The organism is Streptomyces sp. NBC_01006 (genome assembly GCF_045162725.1).
In the GTDB taxonomy this organism is placed as follows: Bacteria; Actinomycetota; Actinomycetes; order Streptomycetales; family Streptomycetaceae; genus Streptomyces.
Map to the genome: position 1 here is coordinate 3,902,924 of NZ_CP108700.1, position 19,277 is coordinate 3,922,200.

The following is a 19,277-nucleotide window of genomic DNA, read 5'->3' on the forward strand; positions in this document are numbered from 1 at the left end:
GCCGTGCAATCCGACGTAGTCCTCTTCGCACGCCGCCCCGATTGCAGAAAGCGGCCGGCGGCTTCTGGAAGGAACACCCGAAAAGTGAAGCTTCAGCGCAAGAACATGCTTCGTGCCTCCGCCCTCGGGGCGCTTGTCGTGTCCGGCGCCCTGGTCCTCACGGCGTGCGGCTCGGACAACAACACGAAGGATGGCGGCGCCGCCAGCGGCAAGCCGTCGGCCGCCGCCGCGGGCGACATCAAGTGCGACGACGCCAAGGGCAAGCTCCTGGCCTCCGGCTCCTCCGCCCAGAAGAACGCCGTGGACCTGTGGGTCAAGAACTACATGGCCGCCTGCTCCGGCGTCGAGGTCAACTACAAGTCCTCCTCCTCCGGTGAGGGCATCGTCGCCTTCAACCAGGGCACCGTCGGCTTCGCCGGCTCGGACTCCGCGCTGAAGCCCGACGCCGTCGAGGAGTCGAAGAAGGTCTGCACCGGTGGCCAGGGCATCAACCTGCCCATGGTCGGCGGCCCGATCGCCGTCGGCTTCAACGTCGCCGGCGTGGACAAGCTGACGCTGGACGCCCCCACCCTCGCCAACATCTTCAACGACAAGATCAAGAAGTGGGATGACGAGGCGATCAAGAAGCTGAACCCCGGCGTCACGCTTCCCTCCACCGCCATCCAGGCCTTCCACCGCTCCGAGGACTCGGGCACCACCGAGAACCTGGGCAAGTACCTCAAGGCCGCCGCTCCCGAGGCCTGGACGTACGAGGCCGCCAAGAAGTGGCCGGCCCCCGGTGGCCAGGCCGCGACCGGCTCCGCCGGTGTCGCCTCCCAGGTGAAGGCCGTTGACGGCGCGATCGGCTACTTCGAGCTGTCCTACGCCTCCTCGCAGAGCATCAAGACGGTCGACGTGAACACGGGCGCCGCCGCCCCGGTCAAGGCCTCCTCCGAGACCGCCTCCAAGGCCATCGCCGCCGCCAAGATCGCCGGCACCGGCTCCGACCTGGCGCTGAAGCTCGACTACACCACCAAGGCCGAGGGCGCCTACCCGATCGTCCTGGTGACGTACGAGGTCGTCTGCGACAAGGGCAACAAGCCCGAGACGCTCGCCACCGTCAAGTCCTTCCTGAACTACACCGCCTCGGACGCGGGCCAGAAGGTCCTCTCCGAGAACGGCTACGCGCCGATCCCGGCCGAGATCAACGCCAAGGTCCGCGAAGTCGTCAACTCGCTGGCCTAATCGCTGAAACCCCGGTGCCGGGCAGTTCCCGTCCGAACTGCCCGGCACCCGGGGACCCTCCCCTCCACCCAGGGGATCCGGTGCACCGCCGCCAGGGGGCCTTCCCCCCACCCAGACCGGAAAGATCATGGCTTCCACCACACCCACCCAGATAGACCAGGCTCCGCCTGTCGCCAAGAGCGCAAGGTCCACCGGCCGAGCCGGTGACAAGATCTTCGCCGGGCTCTCCAAGGGCTCCGGCATCCTGCTCCTGGTGATCATGGCGTCGATCGCCATCTTCCTCACCTACCGCGCCTCGATCGCACTGTCGAAGAACGAGGGGAACTTCCTCACCACCTTCGACTGGAACGCGTCGGCCAACCCGCCCGTCTTCGGCATCGCCGTCCTGCTCTTCGGCACCGTCGTCAGCTCGATCATCGCGATGGCCATCGCGGTTCCGATCGCTGTCGGCATCGCCCTCTTCATCTCGCACTACGCGCCGCGCAAGCTGGCCGCGCCCCTCGCGTACGTGGTCGACCTGCTGGCCGCCGTGCCGTCGATCATCTACGGCATCTGGGGCGCGCTCTTCCTCGTCCCGCAGCTCGCAGGCCTCAACCTCTGGCTCGACGAGTACATGGGCTGGACCTACGTCTTCGACAAGACCCAGGTCGGCGTCGCCCGCTCGCTCTTCACCGTCGGCATCCTGCTCGCGATCATGATCCTGCCGATCGTGACCAGCGTCAGCCGCGAGGTCTTCCTCCAGGTCCCGCGCATGAACGAGGAGGCCGCCCTGGCCCTCGGCGCGACCCGCTGGGAGGTCATCCGCCTGTCGGTGCTGCCCTTCGGCCGCTCCGGCGTCATCTCCGCCTCGATGCTCGGCCTCGGCCGCGCGCTGGGCGAGACCATGGCCGTCGCGACCGTCCTCTCCCCGAGCTTCCTGATCAACGGGCACATCCTGGACCCGGGCGGCGGCACGTTCGCGCAGAACATCGCCGCGAAGTTCGACGAGGCCAACGAGTTCGGCCGCGACGCGCTGATCGCCTCCGGTCTGGTCCTCTTCCTGCTCACCCTGCTGGTCAACGGTGCAGCTCGCCTGATCATCGCTCGCCGCAAGGACTTCTCGGGGGCGAACGCCTGATGAGCCACGCAATCCAGGACCAGCGGCCCGCCCCGGCCCGCAAGTCCGCCGCTCCCGCCGGCCTCACCCGAGGCGGCCTCCCCCGCTGGGCCCCGGCCGGCACCGCGGTCCTCTCGATCGCCCTCGGCTGCGGCATCGGCGTCGTCGCCGACCTGCACAGCAAGGTCCAGTGGGGCCTGATCGCCTCGATCCTGTTCGTGGTGATCACGTACACCTCCAGCGCGATCGTCGAGAACCGCCGCCAGGCCAAGGACCGCATCGCGACCTCCCTCGTGTGGGTCAGCTTCGTCCTCGCGGTCATCCCGCTGCTCTCGCTGATCTGGACCACCGTCAGCCGCGGCGTCAAGGCCCTCTCCGGCGACTTCCTCACCCACTCGATGAACGGCGTGACCAGCTTCGAGGAGGGCGGCGGCGTCTACCACGCGCTGCTCGGCACCATCGAGCAGGTCGCCCTGGCCGCCCTGATCGCGGCGCCGATCGGCCTGCTGACCGCCGTCTACCTGGTCGAGTACGGCAAGGGCTCGCTCGCCAAGGCCGTGACCTTCTTCGTCGACGTCATGACCGGCATCCCCTCCATCGTCGCGGGTCTGTTCATCCTCACGACCTGGAACCTGGCGCTCGGCTTCGGCCCCTCCGGCTTCGCCGGCTCGATGGCCCTGTCGATCCTGATGATGCCCGTCGTGGTCCGCTCCACCGAGGAGATGCTGAAGCTCGTCCCGAACGAGCTGCGCGAGGCCGCCCTCGCCCTCGGCGTGCCGAAGTGGCGCATGATCCTCAAGGTCGTGCTCCCCACCGCCATCGGCGGCATCGCGACCGGCGTCATGCTGGCCGTCGCCCGCATCGCCGGTGAGACCGCGCCGATCATGCTGCTGGTCTTCGGTACCCAGCTGATCAACCCGAACCCCTTCGAAGGTGCTCAGTCCTCGCTCCCGCTCTACATCTGGGAGCAGTACAAGGTCGGCAGTGACGCCTCCTACGACCGGGCATGGGCCGCAGCGCTCGTCCTGATCGCCTTCGTCATGATCCTCAATCTGGTGGCCCGCGGCATCGCCCGCTGGAAGGCCCCGAAGACCGGTCGCTGACGCGACCCCCTGAAAGCGAAGTGACCCCTCATGGCGAAGCGAATCGACGTCAGCGGACTGTCCGCCTTCTACGGCAACCACAAGGCCATCGATGACATCTCGATGACCGTGGAGCCGCGCTCCGTGACCGCCTTCATCGGCCCGTCCGGCTGCGGCAAGTCCACCTTCCTGCGCACCCTGAACCGCATGCACGAGGTCACCCCCGGTGGCCGCGTCGAGGGCAAGGTGCTCCTGGACGACGAGAACCTGTACGGCACCGGCGTCGACCCGGTCGCGGTCCGCCGCACGGTCGGCATGGTCTTCCAGCGTCCGAACCCCTTCCCCACCATGTCGATCTTCGACAACGTGGCGGCGGGTCTGCGTCTGAACGGCAGCTTCAAGAAGTCCGAGCTCACGGACATCGTGGAGCGGTCCCTGAAGGGCGCGAACCTCTGGAACGAGGTCAAGGACCGCCTGAACAAGCCGGGCTCCGGCCTCTCCGGCGGCCAGCAGCAGCGTCTGTGCATCGCCCGCGCCATCGCGGTCGAGCCGGAGGTCCTGCTGATGGACGAGCCCTGCTCGGCCCTGGACCCGATCTCCACCCTCGCGATCGAGGACCTGATCGGCGAGCTCAAGGAGCGCTTCACGATCGTCATCGTGACGCACAACATGCAGCAGGCCGCCCGCGTCTCCGACCGCACCGCGTTCTTCAACCTCTCGGCGGTCGGCCAGCCCGGCAAGCTGATCGAGATCGACGACACGGACCGGATCTTCTCGAACCCGTCCGTCCAGGCGACCGAGGACTACATCTCGGGCCGCTTCGGCTAAACCGAAGCCCGGATGTGAACAACGTCCTGCGGTGCTGCATGGCGGTGCCACCGCAAGGCGAAAGAAAAGGGCCGGCTCCCCCTGGGTGGGGGGAGCCGGCCCGCTTTCGTTTCCGATCGCCGCCGGAAGAGACGGCCTAGCCGACGAAGGCCAGGTCCACGATCCAGAAGCTGAGCGCGGCGACCAGGGCCGCGGCCGGCATGGTGATGAACCAGCCCATCACGATGTTCTTGGCGACACCCCAGCGGACCGCGTTGACCCGCTTGGTCGCGCCCACGCCCATGATCGCCGAGGTGATCACGTGGGTGGTGGAGATCGGCGCGTGGAAGAGGTACGCCGAGCCGAACATGATCGAGGCACCGGTGGTCTCGGCGGCGAAGCCCTGCGGCGGGTCCAGCTCGATGATCTTGCGGCCGAGGGTCCGCATGATGCGCCAGCCGCCCGCGTACGTACCCAGCGAGAGCATCACGGCACACACGATCTTGACCCAGACCGGGATCTCGGCGCCTTCGGTCTGCAGCTCCGCGATGGTCAGGGCCATCATCACGATGCCCATCGTCTTCTGCGCGTCCTGGAGGCCGTGGCCGAGGGCCATGCCGGCCGCGGACACCGTCTGCGCTATACGGAAGCCGCGCTTGGCCTTGTGCGGGTTGGCCCGGCGGAACAGCCACAGGATGGTCAGCATCACGAGGTAGCCGACGAGCAGACCGACGACCGGCGAGACGAACATCGGGATGACGACCTTGTCGACCACACCCGACCAGATCACCTCGGTGCCACCGGCCAGCGCCGCACCCACCATGCCGCCGAACAGGGCGTGCGAGGAGGACGAGGGGAGACCGAAGTACCAGGTGATCAGGTTCCAGACGATCGCGCCGACCAGCGCCGCGAAGAGGATCCACATGCCCCGGGTGCCGGTGGGCGTCTCGATCAGCCCCTCGCTGACCGTCTTGGCGACCCCGCTGCCCAGGAAGGCACCGGCGAGGTTCATCACCGCGGCCATCGCGAGGGCGGCGCGCGGGGTCAGCGCGCGGGTCGAGACCGAGGTCGCGATCGCGTTCGCCGAGTCGTGGAAACCGTTGGTGTACGTGAAACCGAGCGCGACACCGATGGTCACGATCAGAGCGAAGGTGTCCACGAGGTTCAGGACTCCTTGACCGCGATGGTCTCCACCGTGTTCGCGACGTGCTCGAACGCGTCGGCCGCCTCTTCGAGCACGTCGACGATCTGCTTGAGCTTCAGCACCTCGATGGCGTCGTACTTGCCGTTGAAGAGCTGTGCGAGCAGCTTGCGGTGGATCTGGTCGGCCTGGTTCTCAAGGCGGTTGACCTCGATCCAGTACTCGGTCAGGTTGTCCATCGTCCGCAGGTGCGGCATGGCCTCGGCGGTCAGCTCGGCCGCGCGCGCCAGCACCTCGATCTGCTGCTCGACACCCTTGGGGAGCTCCTCCACCTGGTACAGGACGACCAGGTCGACGGCCTCCTCCATGAAGTCCATGATGTCGTCGAGCGACGAGGCCAGGTTGTAGATGTCCTCGCGGTCGAACGGCGTGATGAAGGAGGAGTTCAGCTGGTGGAAGATCGCGTGGGTGGCGTCGTCCCCCGCGTGCTCGGCTGCCCGCATCCGCTCCGCGATCTCGGCCCGGGCGGAGGAGTCCGCTCCGAGCAGTTCCATCAGGAGCTTGGAGCCCGTGACGATGTTGTCCGCGGATGCGGCGAACATGTCGTAGAAGCTCGTCTCCCTGGGGGTCAGACGAAATCGCACGTGAGGTCCTCGGGGTGCATTGGATTCGGTCAGGCTGATGCTAGGCGCAACCCCCGGCCAGGGCTAACCGGCGGTTCCGGGCGATTACCCAGTCTCCTCCATCAGGCAGAGTGAGGACCACGGGCCCCTGCCGCTCCGTCCGGGGCCCAGTACCCTATACCCATGAGGGGTATGCACCCCCTCGATCCGGACCACGGGAGGACTCATGACTGCCATCGAGGCGGAGGGCTCCGGAGCCGACGTCACCACCGGCCCGGAAACGGCGATCGGTACCGGTACCGGTCCCGGTACCGGCCCCGGTACCGGCGTGGTGCACGGCTACCACCACCAGAAGGACGAGCACCTCAAGCGGCTGCGCCGCATCGAGGGCCAGATCCGCGGTCTGCAGCGGCTCGTCGACGAGGACGTCTACTGCATCGACATACTCACCCAGGTCTCGGCGAGCACGAAGGCCCTCCAGTCCTTCGCGCTCCAACTGCTCGAAGAGCACCTGCGGCACTGCGTCGCCGACGCGGCCGTCAAGGGCGGGGACGAGATCGACGCCAAGGTCGAGGAAGCGACGAAGGCGATCGCCCGCCTGCTGCGCACCTGACCGGTACGGCGGCGGCTACAGCCCGAGACCCATCAGGACCTCGTCGATCCGGTCCTGGCTGAGCCGCTCCTCGTCCGCCGCGGACGCCGCGATGATCAGCTCGCCGCACAGCTCGATCTCGGCGAGCGCCACGTGGTCCTGCACCGTCGTACCGCCTGCGGGAGTCACGCGTGTCACCTCGATCTGCCGTCATCGGTCAGGGGCCGTCTCAGCGTAGGGAGGGCGGGGCGCTGTGCGCATGACACGGATGGACCATTTCCGGATACCGGGCCATGGCCCGATCGCGCCGCCCCGGCACCGCCCGGCCGGCTATTCGGCGATCTTCCCGGCGTAAATGTCCCCGCTTGCGGGCAATACGACCTTCACCGGCGTCCCGAACCCGTAGAGCAGCGTGGTCGAGGAGACATCGATCACGCCATTGTTGACGTAGCTGAAGCGGTGCCGGACCTTCCGCAGCCGGCCCTCCTCGTCGAGGTAGACGTCGAACGGGACCGCGTCCTTGGTGAACCCTTTCGCCGCCGCCTCCAGTGCCCCCTTGACCGCCGGTGAGGCGTTCTTCGCGGCCTGGCCGATGTCGATGGTCCCGCGGTAGTGCCGCACCTTGGTGCCCGCCACCTCGGTCTCGCCCACGTACGTCGCCTCCAGTACGCCGCGCAGCAGCTCGGCCGCGGCCAGCGGATCGGTGGCCCCGCCCGTGACGAGGTTCCCGTCGGCGAGGGTCGTCGTGTCGACCCGCACCCACTTGTCGTCGGGCACCCCGGCGCCCCTGTTCTTCATGTACAGCGCCCCGGGGACGAGCAGCTCGGTGATGGGCCGGTGCTCGTCCTTGCCGGCCGCGTCCGCCGGGAGCATCACCAGGAGCTGGCCCATCCGGTTCTTGAAGTCGACCCCGCCCTCGCCGCGGATCGTGACCCGGGTCCCGCCCGTGGCCATCTCCATGGCCGTACGGGCCTGCGCGCTGCCGGTCTTCGCCAGCCGGTCCGCGGCTCCCCGTACCGTCGCGGCCGGGTCTGCGGGGGGCCGGTCGTCGCCCTTGGCCGCGCCCGCGCACCCACTGGCCGCGGCCAGGATCGCGGCCGTGCCGAGGGCGAGCACCACCTCACCCGCGCGTCCGCGCCGCCGCCCGCGCCGCCTGTGCTGGTGCACCACCATCGCCTGCCAACCCCCAACGCATGACCGCTGCTTGCCCGAGGCCCCCACCCGCTCCGGTTAACGAGGTCCGGGGTTTCCCGTCACGGCCGCCTCGGTCCCGGGGCCCTGCGCGGTCCGGGTACCGTGGTGGTGTGGATTCGCAGAGCAAAGCGTCGCTTGTCCCTCCGCTTGACGTCGCGCCGCACTCCCGTCCCACGGAGCGGCCACCCACCGGGCACACCGGGCACACCACAAGCACCGCCGAACGCGGGTCGTTCTGCCTGGCCGCGTGCACCTGCGGCTGGAGAGGCCCGGCCCGCCGCTCCCGCGATCTGGCCCGCAAGGACGCGGACCGGCACACCACCACCTGACCGGGAAGCCCGGCGGGTCGCCCGTTCGGACGGCCCGGCTGGCCGGGCCGTCCGGGAGCGGATGCCCTGGATGCATGCCAGGACCCGCACCCCGCGTCGCCGCCCTCCTCTGGGCCCTGCTCATCGCGCTCACGCCCGCCGCCGCGGCCTCGGCCCGCCCGACGGGTTCGGCGGACGGCCCGGCCGACGTGGCCCTGGCCATCGGGGCGACCACCACGGCGGCCGTGGCCACCGGCTTGTGGCTGCGCTCGCGGTACCGCCGCGAGGAGGACCCGGAGGGCCACGGCGCGGAGAGCGGCGAGCCGTGAGCCCGCGCAGCCGGCCGAGGGCGGTCCGCCTGTGCTTCGGCGCGGCGGGCCTGTGCCTGCTGGCGGCGGTCCTGGTCTCCGTATGGCACGCGTACGGGTGGCCCTGAGACGGGTGGCCCTGAGCCGGATCCGGGACCGCTACGCGGCGAGGTCGCTCTCGTGCGGGGCCGGCGGCTGCGCGAGGTCCACCGGGCGCGGCAGGGCCCGGCGCTTGGCCCGGACCAGCCGGCCGGCGCGCGGCGAGCGGGCCACCGCCCGCACCACCGGGGTCAGCAGCGCCATCGCGAGCGGGGCGAGCAGCAGGACGACGGCGGTGCCGAGCGCGAAGCCGCCGATGACGTCGGTGGGGTAGTGGACGCCGAGGTACACCCGGCAGAGGCCCTCGGCGAGGGCCAGCCCGATCCCGATGAGCCCGAGCTTGCGATGGGCGATGAACAGGCCGACGCCCAGGGCCATCGCGAGGCCGGCGTGGCCGCTGACGAAGGAGAAGTCACCGGGACCGGAGTAGGGGGCGAGCACGTCCAGGCCGCTGTGCGCGACGAACGGCCGCGGCCTGGCGACGAACGCGCGCAGCGGGACGTTCACGAGGAGGACGAGCGCGGCGGCGAGCGGAGCCCAGACGAGGGCGGCGAACGACTCGGCGGCCGTGGCCTCGTCCTGCCGGCGCGTACCGTGCCAGCACCACAGGAAGAGGAGCACCAGGGCCAGCGGGATCCCGTACGAGCCGACGAGGCCGACGGCCCGGTCGACCGCGGCCGGAGCGTGCCGCGCCAGTCCGTTGATGTCGTACAGCAGGCTTACGTCCACGTTCGGCCCACCGGTTGTGAGTCCAGCCATGGCGATACGGCCCCTTAGCCCTTGCTCGGTTCCCCTCGGGCGCACGCCGGTGTGCGCCCCTGAACCCCCCCGTTGATCAAGCCTGCGCCCATGGAACGCCCGTTCTGAACATCACGTTCCACTCTCCACGGAATGATCACGGCAACGTTACCGAAGAGAGACTCGTCGTCGCAGCTCAGGGCCTTGGGTTAACTCAGCGTGGGCAAGGGGGCTGCGACTAGGAAGACTTGGCGTCGGCGCTCCGGTCGGGAAGGGCCGCGGCCCCGTCCTTGGTGACACGCGTCGCCCCGAAGTAGTCCGGGGTGTCGATCTTGTCGAAGCGGATCACGGCACCGGTGTACGGGGCGTTGATCATGTATCCGCCGCCCACGTAGAGGCCGACGTGGTGGATCGCCCGGGAGTTCGTCAGATCATCGGAGAAGAACACCAGGTCGCCGGGGAGTAGTTCATCGCGCGACGGATGCGCCCCCGCGTTGTACTGGTCGTTGGCGACGCGCGGCAGCTCGATCCCCACCGACTCGTACGCGGCCTTGGTCAGCCCCGAGCAGTCGAACCGCCCGTCCTGATCCGGCGTCCCGTTCCCGCCCCACAGGTACGGGGTCCCCAACTGCTTCTGCGCGAAGTAGATGGCCCCGGCCGCCTGCTGCGAGGGCGCGACCCGACCGATGGGCCGCTCGAAGCTCTTCGCGAGGGTCGTGATGGCCTTCACGTACCCCTGGGTCTCGTTGTACGGAGGCACCCCGCCGTACTTGATGACCGCGTACGCCCCCGCGTTGTAGGCCGCGAGCATGTTGCTCGTCGCGTCCCCCGGCACACCCGCCACGTCCTTGGCCAGCTCGCAGTCGTACGAAGCCGCCGAGGGGATCGCGTCGTTGGGGTCCCAGATGTCGCGGTCGCCGTCACCGTCCCCGTCGATGCCGTGCCCGGCCCAGGTGCCCGGGATGAACTGGGCGATACCGCGGGCGTCGGCGGGGCTGACGGCACTCGGATCCCAGCCGCTCTCCGAGTACAGCTGCGCGGCCAGCAGCGCCGGGGTCATGGCCGGGCACAGCGTTCCCCACTTCTGCACCAGGCTCTGGTACTTCGCGGGTACGGCCCCCTTGGCCAGCCCGAGCGCGCGGCCCCCGGCCGCCCCGGCTCCGGCGAGGCCGGCCGCGGCCGAGTACGTCCCCACCACGATCAGCACGAGGAAGCTCAGACAGAGCCCGATCCCGATCCCGCCTGCCATCCAGAATCTGCGCACCCGTCAACACTCCCCCATCCCCGTCGCTTTAACGTGTGATTCGCCCGTGTCGTCGGATCCACTAGGCCGCTTGGAAGCCCGTGCAGTGGATACTCGCGTACTTCGCAGGGTCATCCTCGACGTGGTAGAAGACCACCGTCCAGTCCCCCGGGTCGTTCGCCAGAGGCACACCGGGGCGCGTCTTGCCGTTCACGTGCTCCGAGAAGTCGTCCGGGTACCTGAGCGTCAGGAACTCGCCCGTGTTCCATTTGCCGTAGATGTCGATGGGCTTGCTGGTGAAGCCCACGGCCCGGTTGTCCATGGGGAAGGGCTTCCCGGTCTGCGGATCGAGGTCGTGCGGGGACCGGATCGCCACCGACACGTAGTACGGATCGGGTTTGGTCCGGCTGGTCTCGGCGTACTTCACGCGCATGCTGATGGTCACGGACTTCCCGGAGACCTCGGCGCCGGTCTGCAGGTCCGCGCCGGGCGGCTTCTGCTCCGCCCCGATGTTGCAGGCGCCGGTACCGTGTGCGGCGCGTTCCGGGTCGGTGGAGGGCAGCCAGAAGTAGTGCGAGATCTGATTGCCCTCGATGTACTCGGCGGGCGGCTTGGCGGCGGCGCCCTGCGGCACCGAGGGCGCGGCAACAGCGTCCTTGCCCCGGTCCTGCCCCCGGCCCTCCTCGCCCTTCCCGTCGGACGGAACCAGCATCCAGGCGGCCAGGGACAGGGTTGCGACCACTGCCACGGACGCCGCGGCCCGCGGCGAACGCCACCCCACCCGCCGCCCCGGTACGGGAACCGCGGCGTGCGTCGGGGTGTAGCCCGGGGGCAGGCCCGGGCCCCTCGTCCGCATCTCGTGCACCGGCACGGCCTCGCCCAGCGCCCCCAGCAACGGGTACACCGGATCGTCGATCAGCGCGTCCCGTACCCCGCACCTGGCGATCACCTCCGCCGGAGCGGGCCGGGCCGCCGGGTCCTTCGCCGCGCACGCCTCGATCAGCGCCGCCAGCCCCGGCTCCACCCCGGCCACGTCGATCGGCTCGTGCACCGCCCGGTAGCCCACCGTCGCCGCCACGCCCGTACCGAACGGCGGCCGCCCGGTCGCCGCGTACGCGAGCGTCGCGCCCAGCGCGAACACGTCCGCGGCGGCCCCCGCCCCGGCCCCGAGCAGCACCTCGGGCGCGGTGTACCCCGGGGTCCCGGGCGCCTGGCCGTCCTGGGTGAGGGCCGTCTCGCCCACACCGCGCGCGATGCCGAAGTCGATGAGCTGCGGACCCTGCGCGCCCAGGATGACGTTCTGCGGCTTGAGGTCCCGGTGGGTCACCCCGTACGCGTGGACGCTCGCCAGCCCCTCCGCGAGGGCCGCGAACAGCCGCCGGCAGGTGTCCGCGGGCAAACCGCCGCGCTCCGCCACGGCATGAGCGAGCGTCGGCCCCGCCACGTACTCCGTCGCCAGCCAGAACGGCGGCGCCGCCAGCGAGGCGTCGATCAGGTTCGCCGTGTACGCCGACCGCACCGCCCGTACGGTCTCGGCCTCGCGCCGGAACCGGGCGAGGGCCTCCGGGTGCCCGGTGATCTCGTCCCGGATCACCTTCACCGCCACCAGGCGGCCGCCGGGCGAGCGCCCCCGAGGTACACCTGGCCCATCCCCCCGGCACCGAGCCGGGCCAGCAGCGCGTGCGCCCCGATGCGGGCGGGGTCGACATCTCTCAGGGGCTCCACCGGCACGAGCCTGCCACACCGACTCCCTTGCCCCGCAGGCGGGTTGACCCCTCTCGCGGGGTCAGGAACGCGAGGTCAGGAACGCGGTGCGACGAACAGGCTCTGCGCGCTGCGCCCGATGGGCCCCTTCTCGTCGTGCAGCCGGGCGTCGGCGAGCCCGATCCCGCCCGCGTCCACGCTCGTACGGGCCTCCACGCAGGCCCACTCGCCCACCGGGTGACGGTGCAGGTGCACGGTCAGGTCGCTGTTGACGAACACGTACCGGCCGAAGTCCATCACCGAGCTGATCCCGTTGCCCGAGTCCGCGGCGACCAGCACCCGGTCCAGGGGCCTGGGCTCCTCCCCTGCGACGAGCGGCACCTTCATCCGCATCCAGCAGGTGCCCGGCCCCAACTCGACGAACGCGCCCTCGGTGAACCGGGTCTCCATCGCCGAGTGGTAGCCGGTCTCCCACGGCACCGGGAAGAACGGCGTCGGCCCCACCTCCCCGGGCGGCGGCAGCTGCGGCCCCGGCGCCACGCCCGGTACGGCCTCCCCGGCCACCCGGATCCGCAGCGCCCGCGCGAGCATCACCGGCGCGGCCCCGGCCGGGGCGAGGGCGGCCTCGACCACCTCGGTGCTGCGGCCGGCCCGGAGCACCGAGGTGGTGACCTCCAGCACGCCGATCGGCACGGGCCGCAGGATCTCGTACGTGATCCTCGCGATCCGCATGTCCGCGCGGGCGCCCTCCCGCTCCTCCACGGCCCGCCCGAGCAGCGCGGCCGGCGGCCCGGCATGCTGCGAGCCCGGGTCCCACGGCCCGCGCGTGTACTCGGTGGCCAGGAAACGGCCGGCATCGACCCGCTCGTAGAACGCCTCGGTGATCGCCATGGCCGGCACGCTACCGATAGGTAACCCGTCCCGCCAGGCCCCTGGGAACCCGGCGCCCCGACCGGTCACAATGGAGGGGTGTCCGCCAAACCCGCCATACCCGGCACCCCCGCACTCCCCGTCCTCCCCGTCTTGCAAGCAGACTGCTCGAACTGCTTCGCGCTCTGCTGCGTCGCCCTGCCCTTCGCCAAGTCCAACGACTTCGCCGTGAACAAGGCCGCCGGAACCCCCTGCAAGAACCTCCAGGAGGACTTCCGCTGCGGCATCCACACCCGGCTGCGCGACAAGGGCTTCCAGGGCTGCACCGTCTTCGACTGCTTCGGCGCGGGCCAGCAGGTCTCCCAGGTGACCTTCGGCGGCCGGGACTGGCGTACGCACCCCGGCACGGCCGGCGCGATGTACGAGGTCTTCCCGGTCCTGCGGCAACTGCACGAGCTGCTCTTCTACGTCACCGAGGCACTCGCCCTCCCCGCGGCCGCCCCGGTCCACGCGGACCTGCGCCGCGCGCAGACCGAGACCGCCCAGTGGACCGCGGCCGACGCGGACGCCCTCACCACCCTGGACGTCGGCGCCCTCCGGCAGCGCATCAACACGCACCTCCTGCGCGCCAGCGAACTGGCCCGCGCCAAGGCCCCGGCCCGCAAGAAGAACCACCGCGGCGCCGACCTCATGGGCGCCCGCCTCGCAGGTGCGGACCTGCGCGGCGCCAACCTGCGCGGCGCCTACCTGATCGCCGCGAACCTCAGCGGCGCCGACCTGCGCCTCGCCGACGTCATCGGCGCCGACTTCCGCGACGCCGACCTGCGCGGGGCGGACCTGCGCGACGCCCTCTTCCTGACCCAGCCCCAGCTGGGCGCGGCCCGGGGCGACGCGGCGACCAAGATCCCGTCGACCTTGGTCCGCCCCGCCCACTGGGCCGCCTGAGCCGGCATCGAGGCCGGTGCCGGCACCGTCACCGGTACCGGCCTCGACTCACGGCCTGATGATGGCCGTCCAGCCCGACGGGCAGGTGAGCACGGCCTCCGGCGTGTACGTGCACTGGTTCTCGAAGACGTCGCCCGTGGTCGTCAGCACCTTCACGTACACCGTGAAGCCCACGGTGCCGACCGACACCCCGCACGCGTTCCGCGGATGCCCCGGGTTCAGCTGCGTCGTGAGGTCCCTCCAGGTGTACGAGCCGACCGGCGCGGTTCCCCGTACGCCCAGGAAGGTCCTCCCCCGGTGGAGCACGGCGCTGAACTCCGTGTCGCTCGCCCCCAGGGTCGTGTCGATGTCCTCGCACGGCCCGTGCGGACCGTGCGGCCCGCGGTCGCCCTTCGGCCCCTGCGGCCCCTTCGGCCCCTGCTGCCCCTTCGGCCCCTGCTGCCCGTGGTCACCCTTGGGCCCCTGCGGTCCCCGGTCGCCCTTGGGTCCCTGGGGACCCCGGTCGCCCTTCGGCCCGGCGCACGGGTTCGCAGGCTTGGCCGCCTTCCTGGCCTTCGCGGCCTTCGCCGCCTTGCCGGGGGCCTTGGCCGGCAGCGTCCTCGCGTCCGGCTCCGGACACCTGCTGCTGCTCCAGCCGGGCGCGATCGCCGCGCCCGTCCCCTCAGTGGCAGCCATCGCCGGAACCGAGGTGCCCGCGAGCGCGATCACCAGCGGAACTGCGAAACCACCGGCAAACCACGCACGCCGACCGGCCTTTACTGCGGAACCCATCCGTCCACTCCTCGCGTCGCCCTACCGAACGGCCTGGAGCATCCCCCGCAACCCGCCGTCTGGATGGAACGACTGACGGAATGTCGGACGAATGTCAGCGACTCGGCCCAACGACACGCCCGCACGCTGCGCCGAACGGCGGCCACCCGGGCAGCCCCCCGCACGCCGAGTGGGCAATCATGTGCCCGGGGTCACCCCTCGTGATACACAGAGTGACCATATGTTCTCCCGCGTACCCGCCGCCCGTGCCCAGGTCAGAGCGCGCGGGCGGGTCAAAGGGCAGGAGATCGAGTAAAGAGAGCCGTCAAGTCGACGTACGACGGCGGTTTCATCAGCGAAGATAGTGCGTGACCCCTGCCGTCGGGCACGGGCTACCGGAACTACCCATACAGGGGCGGTGAGTTACATGATCCTGGCAGCCGAAAAGGGCGACATCACCACCATCATCGGCGGAATCGCCCCGAACTGGGGGCCGTTCGGCAGTCTCGGCAATGAAGCAAAGGTCATGGTCGAGGTGGTCATGGCCGTCGCGATCCTCCTCTGCCTCGGCATCGCCATCTGGGGCGCGGCCAAGCAGCGCATCGGCGCGACCGCACTGCGCGACACGTTCAGCGCGGAGCAGGGCAAGGGCCTGATCGTCGCCGGCCTCACCGGCGTGTTCATCATCGGCTCCCTCGGCACCCTCTTCACGATCGTCTACGGAATGGCCGTCTAGCCGGGCCGCCCACCGGCTGCCGGACCTGATGACAACCAGCGCTACCGTCGTACGAGGCGGAGGGGGCGGACACGGAATGAGCAACGACGACCAGTACGGCGGCGGCGCCGGCGGCAGCGGGTACGGCGAGATCGGCGGCACGGGCCAGACCCGCACCCGCCTCCCGGAGTCCGCCTCGGACCCCTACGGCACCCCGCCCCGCCGCACCCCACGCGCCTCCCGCGGCCTGGTCACGGTGGTCGGCGTGGTGGTCCTCCTCATCGCCGCGATCGCCTTCGCCAACCAATCCGGAGACACCCCCGAGACCCCGGCCGACCAAGCCCCACCGGCAGCCTCCTCCACGGCAGCCACGGGCACCCGCCCGGTAGACGGCAAGAACGGCGAAATCCCCTCCGGGTTCGCACAGAACGAGCAGGGAGCCCAGTCCGCCGCCGCCAACTTCGCGGTGGCGCTGGGCTCTGACGGCATGTTCGACAGCGCCCGCAGAAAGGCAATCGTCCAGGCCGTGTACGTGCCGAACGTGGCCGCCGCGCGCCAGAACGACCTCGACCAGGTCTACACGGACGGGCAGTTCTTGGCGCGCATCGGGCTCGATGCCGCCGGCAAGGCCCCGAAGGGCTTCCAGTTCATCTCCCGTACGAGCCCTGTCGGGACCAAGGTGGAGAAGTTCTCCACCAACGCCGCGACCATCTCCGTCTGGCACTCGACCCTGTTCGGTCTCGCGGGCGAGGGCTCGAAGAACCCGGTCGCGGAGAGCTGGTACACCAACACGTTCGAGCTCCGCTGGATCAACGGCGACTGGCGCGTCGCCGACTTCACGCAGAAGGACGGCCCGGCCCCGGTCGGCCGGGACCAGAGGGCTGCCTCCGCCGAGGAGATGGCCGCCGCCGTGTCGCAGTTCGGGGGGCTCACCTATGCACGCTAGCCGTCGCGGCTTGTCCTTCGCAGCCGTCGTAGCCGCCTTGCAGACCACCGCGGTCCTCCTGGCCACCCGCGCGGTCGCCGCTCCCACACCCGACCCGACCGCGCCGCCCAGCCCGCAGCCGAGCAACGACCCGTGCGACCTGATCCGAGGCCCGGCCAAGGACTACTGCGAACGCGGCAGCGGCGCCACCGGCGCCCCCCGCACAGGCCTGGCGCCCAGCGACCCGGCCGATGCCCTCAACCCCCTCGCCTCCCTGGCCAAGGGCTGCGCCGACGCTGCCGCCTGGATCGTCACCGAGCTCAGCAAAGCGATCAACGGCACGGCCAACGTCGACTTCACCAACGGCGCCTTCCTCAAGCAGTACGCCGTCGTCTTCGCCGCCTCCACCATCCTCACGCTAGTGCTGTGGCTCTTCGCCGTCGCCAAGCGCGCCATCCGCGGCGTCCCCCTCACCACCGCCATCTCCGAAGCCGTCGGCTTCCTCTGGCTCACCGTCCTCGCCTCCGCCTTCACCCCCCTGATCCTCTACACCGTCGTCTCCGCCACCGACGGCGTCACAGAGGTCATCGCTTCGGCGAGCGGCGGCCAGACCGACGTCTTCTTCGGCTCCTTCATCGAGGCCCTCAAGAAGGGCGACTCCATCGGCGGCGGCCCGATCATGCTGATCGTCGTCTCCCTCGTCACCGTCCTCGCCGCCGGCGTCCTCTTCCTCGAACTCTTCATCCGGGCCGCCCTCCTCTACGTCGGCGCCCTCCTCGGCGTCGTCGTCTACGCCGGGCTCGTCGACCGCAACCTCTGGGGCCACGTCCGCCGCTGGGCCGGCATCATGATCGCCGTCATCCTCGTGAAGCCGGTCATCGTCATCGTCCTCGGCCTCGCCGGAGCCCTCGCCGGCGAGAAGGGCCCCAATGCCTTCTCCGCCGTCGTCTCCGGCCTCGCGATCATCCTCCTGGCGATCTTCGCCTCCGCGATGATCTACCGCTTCGTCCCCGGCTTCGGCGACGAGATCGCCTCCGCCCGCTCCAACCGCAGCAAGGCCACCGACGGCGCCCAGGCCGCCGCCGTCATCAGCTCCCCGGCCACCCTCGTATCCCAGGGCATCAAGACCCACAGCAGCCGCGGCGCCCACCGCGGCGGCGGTGACGGCGGCGGCTCCAGCGCCCCCCGCCCCGCCAACCCCCTCTCCGGAGGCGTGGCCGCCCACAGCAGCCGCCCCACCTCCGGCGGCGGGGCCGGCGGCGGATCCATCCCCTCCGCCACACCCCCGCCCCGCACGAGCTCGAGTACGAGGAACACAGGAGGTGACGGGCGTTGACGACCCAGTCACACCAGCTGCACCCGATCGCGCCCCGCCGCACGTATCTCATCGGCCGGGCCCGGCCGAACGCGATCGTCGGCAAGAACCGCGAGAGCGGCGAGATCGCCCTGATCATCGTCGGCGCGTTCCTCGGCATGATGAGCGGCCTGCTCGTCCCCGGCCTCACCCTGCGCATCGTCAGCCTCGCCGGCTTCCCCATGCTCGCGCTCGCCGCCGTGTACGTCCCGTACAAGGGCCGCACGTTCTACAAGTGGTTCGAGATCAACCGCAGCTACAAGCGCACCCTGCGCCGCGGCACCACGTACCGCTCCTCCGCCATGGAGGCCGGCGTCCGCGCCGCCGACGGCCGCGAGGTCGAGGTCGGCCCGCCCCCCGGCATCGGCCGGATCAACTGGCTCGCCGCCCCCTTCGGCCCCGACGAGATCGCCGTCCTCCTCCACGCCGACCGCAGAACCGTCACCGCGGCCATCGAGATCGAGGGCCCCGGCGTCGGCCTGCGCGACAGCGAGGACCAGGAAGCCCTCGTCGACCGCTTCGGCACCCTCCTCAAGCACGTGGCCAACGGCGACGGCTTCGTCACCCGCCTCCAGATGCTCGCCCGTACGCTCCCCGCCGACCCGGACGCCCACGCCAAGGACGTCGCCCAGCGCGGCGACACCCACGCCCCCGTCTGGCTGCGCGACTCGTACGACCAGCTCCAGTCGATGGTCTCCACCTCCTCCGAGCAGCACCGCGCGTACCTCGTCGCCTGCATGCACTACACGCGCGAACTCGCCGCCGAGGCCCACACCATCGCCCGCGCCGGCACCCCCCACAAGGGCCGCAAACTCGACCGCGACGCCGGCCTCGCCATCGTCATGGCCCGCGAACTCACCGACATCTGCGCCCGCCTCGCCGAGGCCGACATCCGCGTCCGCCAACCCCTCGGCCAGGGCCGCCTCGCCTCCCTCGTGCACTCCATGTACGACCCGGACCACCCCATCGACCACATCCAGGCCATGACCAAGCGCAACGCCTGGCCGGCCGAACTCGACGCGGTGGAACCCACCTACCTCCAGGCCAAGACCCGCGAGTCCTCCACCCGCGCCCCCTGGTGCCACGCCACGGCCTGGGTGAAGGAGTGGCCGATGACCCCGGTCGGCGTCAACTTCCTCGCGCCCCTCCTCGTCCACACCCCGGACGTGATCCGCACCGTCGCCGTCACCATGGATCTGGAGCCCACCGAGGTGGCCATCGAGCGCATGCTCACCGAGAAGACCAACGACGAGGCCGACGCCAGCCGCGCCGCCAAGATGAACCGCACCGTCGACCCCCGCGACATCGCCGCCCACGGCCGGCTCGACCAAAGAGGTGAAGATCTCGCCAGCGGTGCGGCAGGAGTCAACCTGGTCGGGTACATCACGGTGTCCTCGCGATCCCCGGAGGCCCTGGCCCGCGACAAGCGCACCATCCGCGCCTCGGCGGGCAAGTCCTACCTGAAGCTGGAATGGTGCGACCGCGAGCACCACCGCGCCTTCGTCAACACCTTGCCGTTCGCCACCGGCATCCGACGCTAGCTGGAGGGAAGTGCCGCC

General features: G+C 70.6%; 21 protein-coding genes. 11 read left to right on the top strand and 10 right to left on the bottom strand.

Annotated features, from left to right (window positions below; translation table 11 throughout):
• Window positions 1-84 precede the first annotated feature (84 nt).
• From pstS to pstB, 4 genes are all read left to right on the top strand, one after another.
• Window positions 85-1,224, top strand: coding sequence for a phosphate ABC transporter substrate-binding protein PstS (pstS, locus tag OG509_RS17745; protein WP_406183494.1), 1,140 nt, complete (start codon window positions 85-87; stop codon window positions 1,222-1,224).
• Window positions 1,225-1,351: 127 nt separating this feature from the next.
• Window positions 1,352-2,341, top strand: coding sequence for a phosphate ABC transporter permease subunit PstC (gene pstC, locus OG509_RS17750; RefSeq protein WP_406183495.1), 990 nt, complete (start codon window positions 1,352-1,354; stop codon window positions 2,339-2,341).
• The gene (gene pstA / locus OG509_RS17755; protein WP_406183496.1) at window positions 2,341-3,423 is read left to right on the top strand and encodes a phosphate ABC transporter permease PstA; all 1,083 of its coding nucleotides are present in this window, start codon (window positions 2,341-2,343) and stop codon (window positions 3,421-3,423) included. Before pstC ends, pstA begins: the two co-directional genes overlap by 1 nt.
• Window positions 3,424-3,453: 30 nt before the next feature.
• The gene (gene pstB / locus OG509_RS17760; protein ID WP_406183497.1) at window positions 3,454-4,230 is read left to right on the top strand and encodes a phosphate ABC transporter ATP-binding protein PstB; all 777 of its coding nucleotides are present in this window, start codon (window positions 3,454-3,456) and stop codon (window positions 4,228-4,230) included.
• Window positions 4,231-4,366: 136 nt separating this feature from the next.
• Here pstB and OG509_RS17765 read toward each other — a convergent pair whose 3' ends face one another.
• Together OG509_RS17765 and OG509_RS17770 are read right to left on the bottom strand one after the other, a co-directional pair.
• Entirely contained in the window at window positions 4,367-5,368 is a 1,002-nt protein-coding gene (locus OG509_RS17765) for an anion permease (protein ID WP_406183498.1), read from the bottom strand.
• Between the two features lie 5 nt (window positions 5,369-5,373).
• Entirely contained in the window at window positions 5,374-5,994 is a 621-nt protein-coding gene (locus OG509_RS17770; RefSeq protein ID WP_030157116.1) for a DUF47 domain-containing protein, read from the bottom strand.
• 205 nt (window positions 5,995-6,199) lie between these two features.
• On the opposite strand from OG509_RS17770, the gene OG509_RS17775 reads away from it, so the two are divergent.
• The gene (locus OG509_RS17775) at window positions 6,200-6,586 is read left to right on the top strand and encodes a metal-sensitive transcriptional regulator (RefSeq protein ID WP_406183499.1); all 387 of its coding nucleotides are present in this window, start codon (window positions 6,200-6,202) and stop codon (window positions 6,584-6,586) included.
• A 15-nt stretch (window positions 6,587-6,601) separates the two neighbouring features.
• On the opposite strand, the gene OG509_RS17780 is transcribed toward OG509_RS17775, so the two are convergent.
• Together OG509_RS17780 and OG509_RS17785 are read right to left on the bottom strand one after the other, a co-directional pair.
• Window positions 6,602-6,754 carry a hypothetical protein gene (locus tag OG509_RS17780; protein ID WP_165937309.1) on the bottom strand — a complete coding sequence of 51 codons (153 nt, stop codon included), beginning with the start codon at window positions 6,752-6,754 and terminating at the stop codon, window positions 6,602-6,604.
• 141 nt (window positions 6,755-6,895) lie between these two features.
• Complete coding sequence (locus OG509_RS17785; protein ID WP_406183500.1) at window positions 6,896-7,738, bottom strand: hypothetical protein; 843 nt, start codon at window positions 7,736-7,738, stop codon at window positions 6,896-6,898.
• Window positions 7,739-8,162: 424 nt separating this feature from the next.
• On the opposite strand from OG509_RS17785, the gene OG509_RS17790 reads away from it, so the two are divergent.
• A complete protein-coding gene (locus OG509_RS17790; protein WP_406183501.1) occupies window positions 8,163-8,396 on the top strand; it encodes a hypothetical protein in 234 nt (77 codons plus the stop codon).
• A gap of 138 nt (window positions 8,397-8,534) precedes the next feature.
• Here OG509_RS17790 and OG509_RS17795 read toward each other — a convergent pair whose 3' ends face one another.
• The 5 genes from OG509_RS17795 to OG509_RS17815 form a co-directional block, all read right to left on the bottom strand.
• Window positions 8,535-9,233: a phosphatase PAP2 family protein gene (locus OG509_RS17795; RefSeq protein ID WP_406183502.1), complete on the bottom strand. Its 699-nt coding sequence runs from the start codon at window positions 9,231-9,233 to the stop codon at window positions 8,535-8,537.
• A gap of 217 nt (window positions 9,234-9,450) precedes the next feature.
• Entirely contained in the window at window positions 9,451-10,461 is a 1,011-nt protein-coding gene (locus OG509_RS17800; protein WP_406187613.1) for an NlpC/P60 family protein, read from the bottom strand.
• A 76-nt stretch (window positions 10,462-10,537) separates the two neighbouring features.
• Window positions 10,538-12,055, bottom strand: a complete 1,518-nt coding sequence (locus tag OG509_RS17805; RefSeq protein ID WP_406183503.1) for a serine/threonine-protein kinase — start codon at window positions 12,053-12,055, stop codon at window positions 10,538-10,540.
• On the bottom strand, window positions 12,052-12,180 hold the full coding sequence (locus OG509_RS17810) for a hypothetical protein (protein ID WP_406183504.1): 129 nt from the start codon (window positions 12,178-12,180) through the stop codon (window positions 12,052-12,054). The genes OG509_RS17805 and OG509_RS17810 overlap by 4 nt, the downstream gene beginning before the upstream one ends.
• A gap of 75 nt (window positions 12,181-12,255) precedes the next feature.
• Entirely contained in the window at window positions 12,256-13,050 is a 795-nt protein-coding gene (locus tag OG509_RS17815; protein ID WP_406183505.1) for a thioesterase family protein, read from the bottom strand.
• A 78-nt stretch (window positions 13,051-13,128) separates the two neighbouring features.
• Between OG509_RS17815 and OG509_RS17820 the strand changes: the two genes are divergently transcribed.
• The gene (locus tag OG509_RS17820; RefSeq protein WP_406183506.1) at window positions 13,129-13,974 is read left to right on the top strand and encodes a pentapeptide repeat-containing protein; all 846 of its coding nucleotides are present in this window, start codon (window positions 13,129-13,131) and stop codon (window positions 13,972-13,974) included.
• 48 nt (window positions 13,975-14,022) lie between these two features.
• On the opposite strand, the gene OG509_RS17825 is transcribed toward OG509_RS17820, so the two are convergent.
• The gene (locus OG509_RS17825; protein WP_406183507.1) at window positions 14,023-14,649 is read right to left on the bottom strand and encodes a hypothetical protein; all 627 of its coding nucleotides are present in this window, start codon (window positions 14,647-14,649) and stop codon (window positions 14,023-14,025) included.
• A gap of 502 nt (window positions 14,650-15,151) precedes the next feature.
• Between OG509_RS17825 and OG509_RS17830 the strand changes: the two genes are divergently transcribed.
• The 4 genes from OG509_RS17830 (at window position 15,152) to OG509_RS17845 (ending at window position 19,259) form a co-directional block, all read left to right on the top strand.
• A complete protein-coding gene (locus tag OG509_RS17830; protein ID WP_136213834.1) occupies window positions 15,152-15,460 on the top strand; it encodes a hypothetical protein in 309 nt (102 codons plus the stop codon).
• A gap of 76 nt (window positions 15,461-15,536) precedes the next feature.
• Entirely contained in the window at window positions 15,537-16,385 is an 849-nt protein-coding gene (locus OG509_RS17835; protein ID WP_406183508.1) for a hypothetical protein, read from the top strand.
• Entirely contained in the window at window positions 16,375-17,700 is a 1,326-nt protein-coding gene (locus OG509_RS17840) for a hypothetical protein (RefSeq protein WP_406183509.1), read from the top strand. Before OG509_RS17835 ends, OG509_RS17840 begins: the two co-directional genes overlap by 11 nt.
• Window positions 17,697-19,259 (top strand): SCO6880 family protein, encoded by a 1,563-nt coding sequence (locus OG509_RS17845; RefSeq protein WP_030157139.1) that lies wholly within the window; start codon window positions 17,697-17,699, stop codon window positions 19,257-19,259. The genes OG509_RS17840 and OG509_RS17845 overlap by 4 nt, the downstream gene beginning before the upstream one ends.
• The last annotated feature ends 18 nt before the right edge of the window (window positions 19,260-19,277 follow it).

What these genes read in the sequence shown, in the direction of transcription:
- pstC (WP_406183495.1), top strand. Translation starts at nt 1,352, where the DNA reads ATGGCTTCCACCACACCCACCCAGATAGACCAGGCTCCGCCTGTCGCC.
- pstA (WP_406183496.1), top strand. Translation starts at nt 2,341, where the DNA reads ATGAGCCACGCAATCCAGGACCAGCGGCCCGCCCCGGCCCGCAAGTCC.
- pstB (WP_406183497.1), top strand. Translation starts at nt 3,454, where the DNA reads ATGGCGAAGCGAATCGACGTCAGCGGACTGTCCGCCTTCTACGGCAAC.
- OG509_RS17775 (WP_406183499.1), top strand. Translation starts at nt 6,200, where the DNA reads ATGACTGCCATCGAGGCGGAGGGCTCCGGAGCCGACGTCACCACCGGC.
- OG509_RS17785 (WP_406183500.1), bottom strand. Translation starts at nt 7,738, where the DNA reads ATGGTGGTGCACCAGCACAGGCGGCGCGGGCGGCGGCGCGGACGCGCG.
- OG509_RS17790 (WP_406183501.1), top strand. Translation starts at nt 8,163, where the DNA reads ATGCCAGGACCCGCACCCCGCGTCGCCGCCCTCCTCTGGGCCCTGCTC.
- OG509_RS17795 (WP_406183502.1), bottom strand. Translation starts at nt 9,233, where the DNA reads ATGGCTGGACTCACAACCGGTGGGCCGAACGTGGACGTAAGCCTGCTG.
- OG509_RS17800 (WP_406187613.1), bottom strand. Translation starts at nt 10,461, where the DNA reads ATGGCAGGCGGGATCGGGATCGGGCTCTGTCTGAGCTTCCTCGTGCTG.
- OG509_RS17815 (WP_406183505.1), bottom strand. Translation starts at nt 13,050, where the DNA reads ATGGCGATCACCGAGGCGTTCTACGAGCGGGTCGATGCCGGCCGTTTC.
- OG509_RS17825 (WP_406183507.1), bottom strand. Translation starts at nt 14,649, where the DNA reads ATGGCTGCCACTGAGGGGACGGGCGCGGCGATCGCGCCCGGCTGGAGC.
- OG509_RS17830 (WP_136213834.1), top strand. Translation starts at nt 15,152, where the DNA reads ATGATCCTGGCAGCCGAAAAGGGCGACATCACCACCATCATCGGCGGA.
- OG509_RS17835 (WP_406183508.1), top strand. Translation starts at nt 15,537, where the DNA reads ATGAGCAACGACGACCAGTACGGCGGCGGCGCCGGCGGCAGCGGGTAC.
- OG509_RS17840 (WP_406183509.1), top strand. Translation starts at nt 16,375, where the DNA reads ATGCACGCTAGCCGTCGCGGCTTGTCCTTCGCAGCCGTCGTAGCCGCC.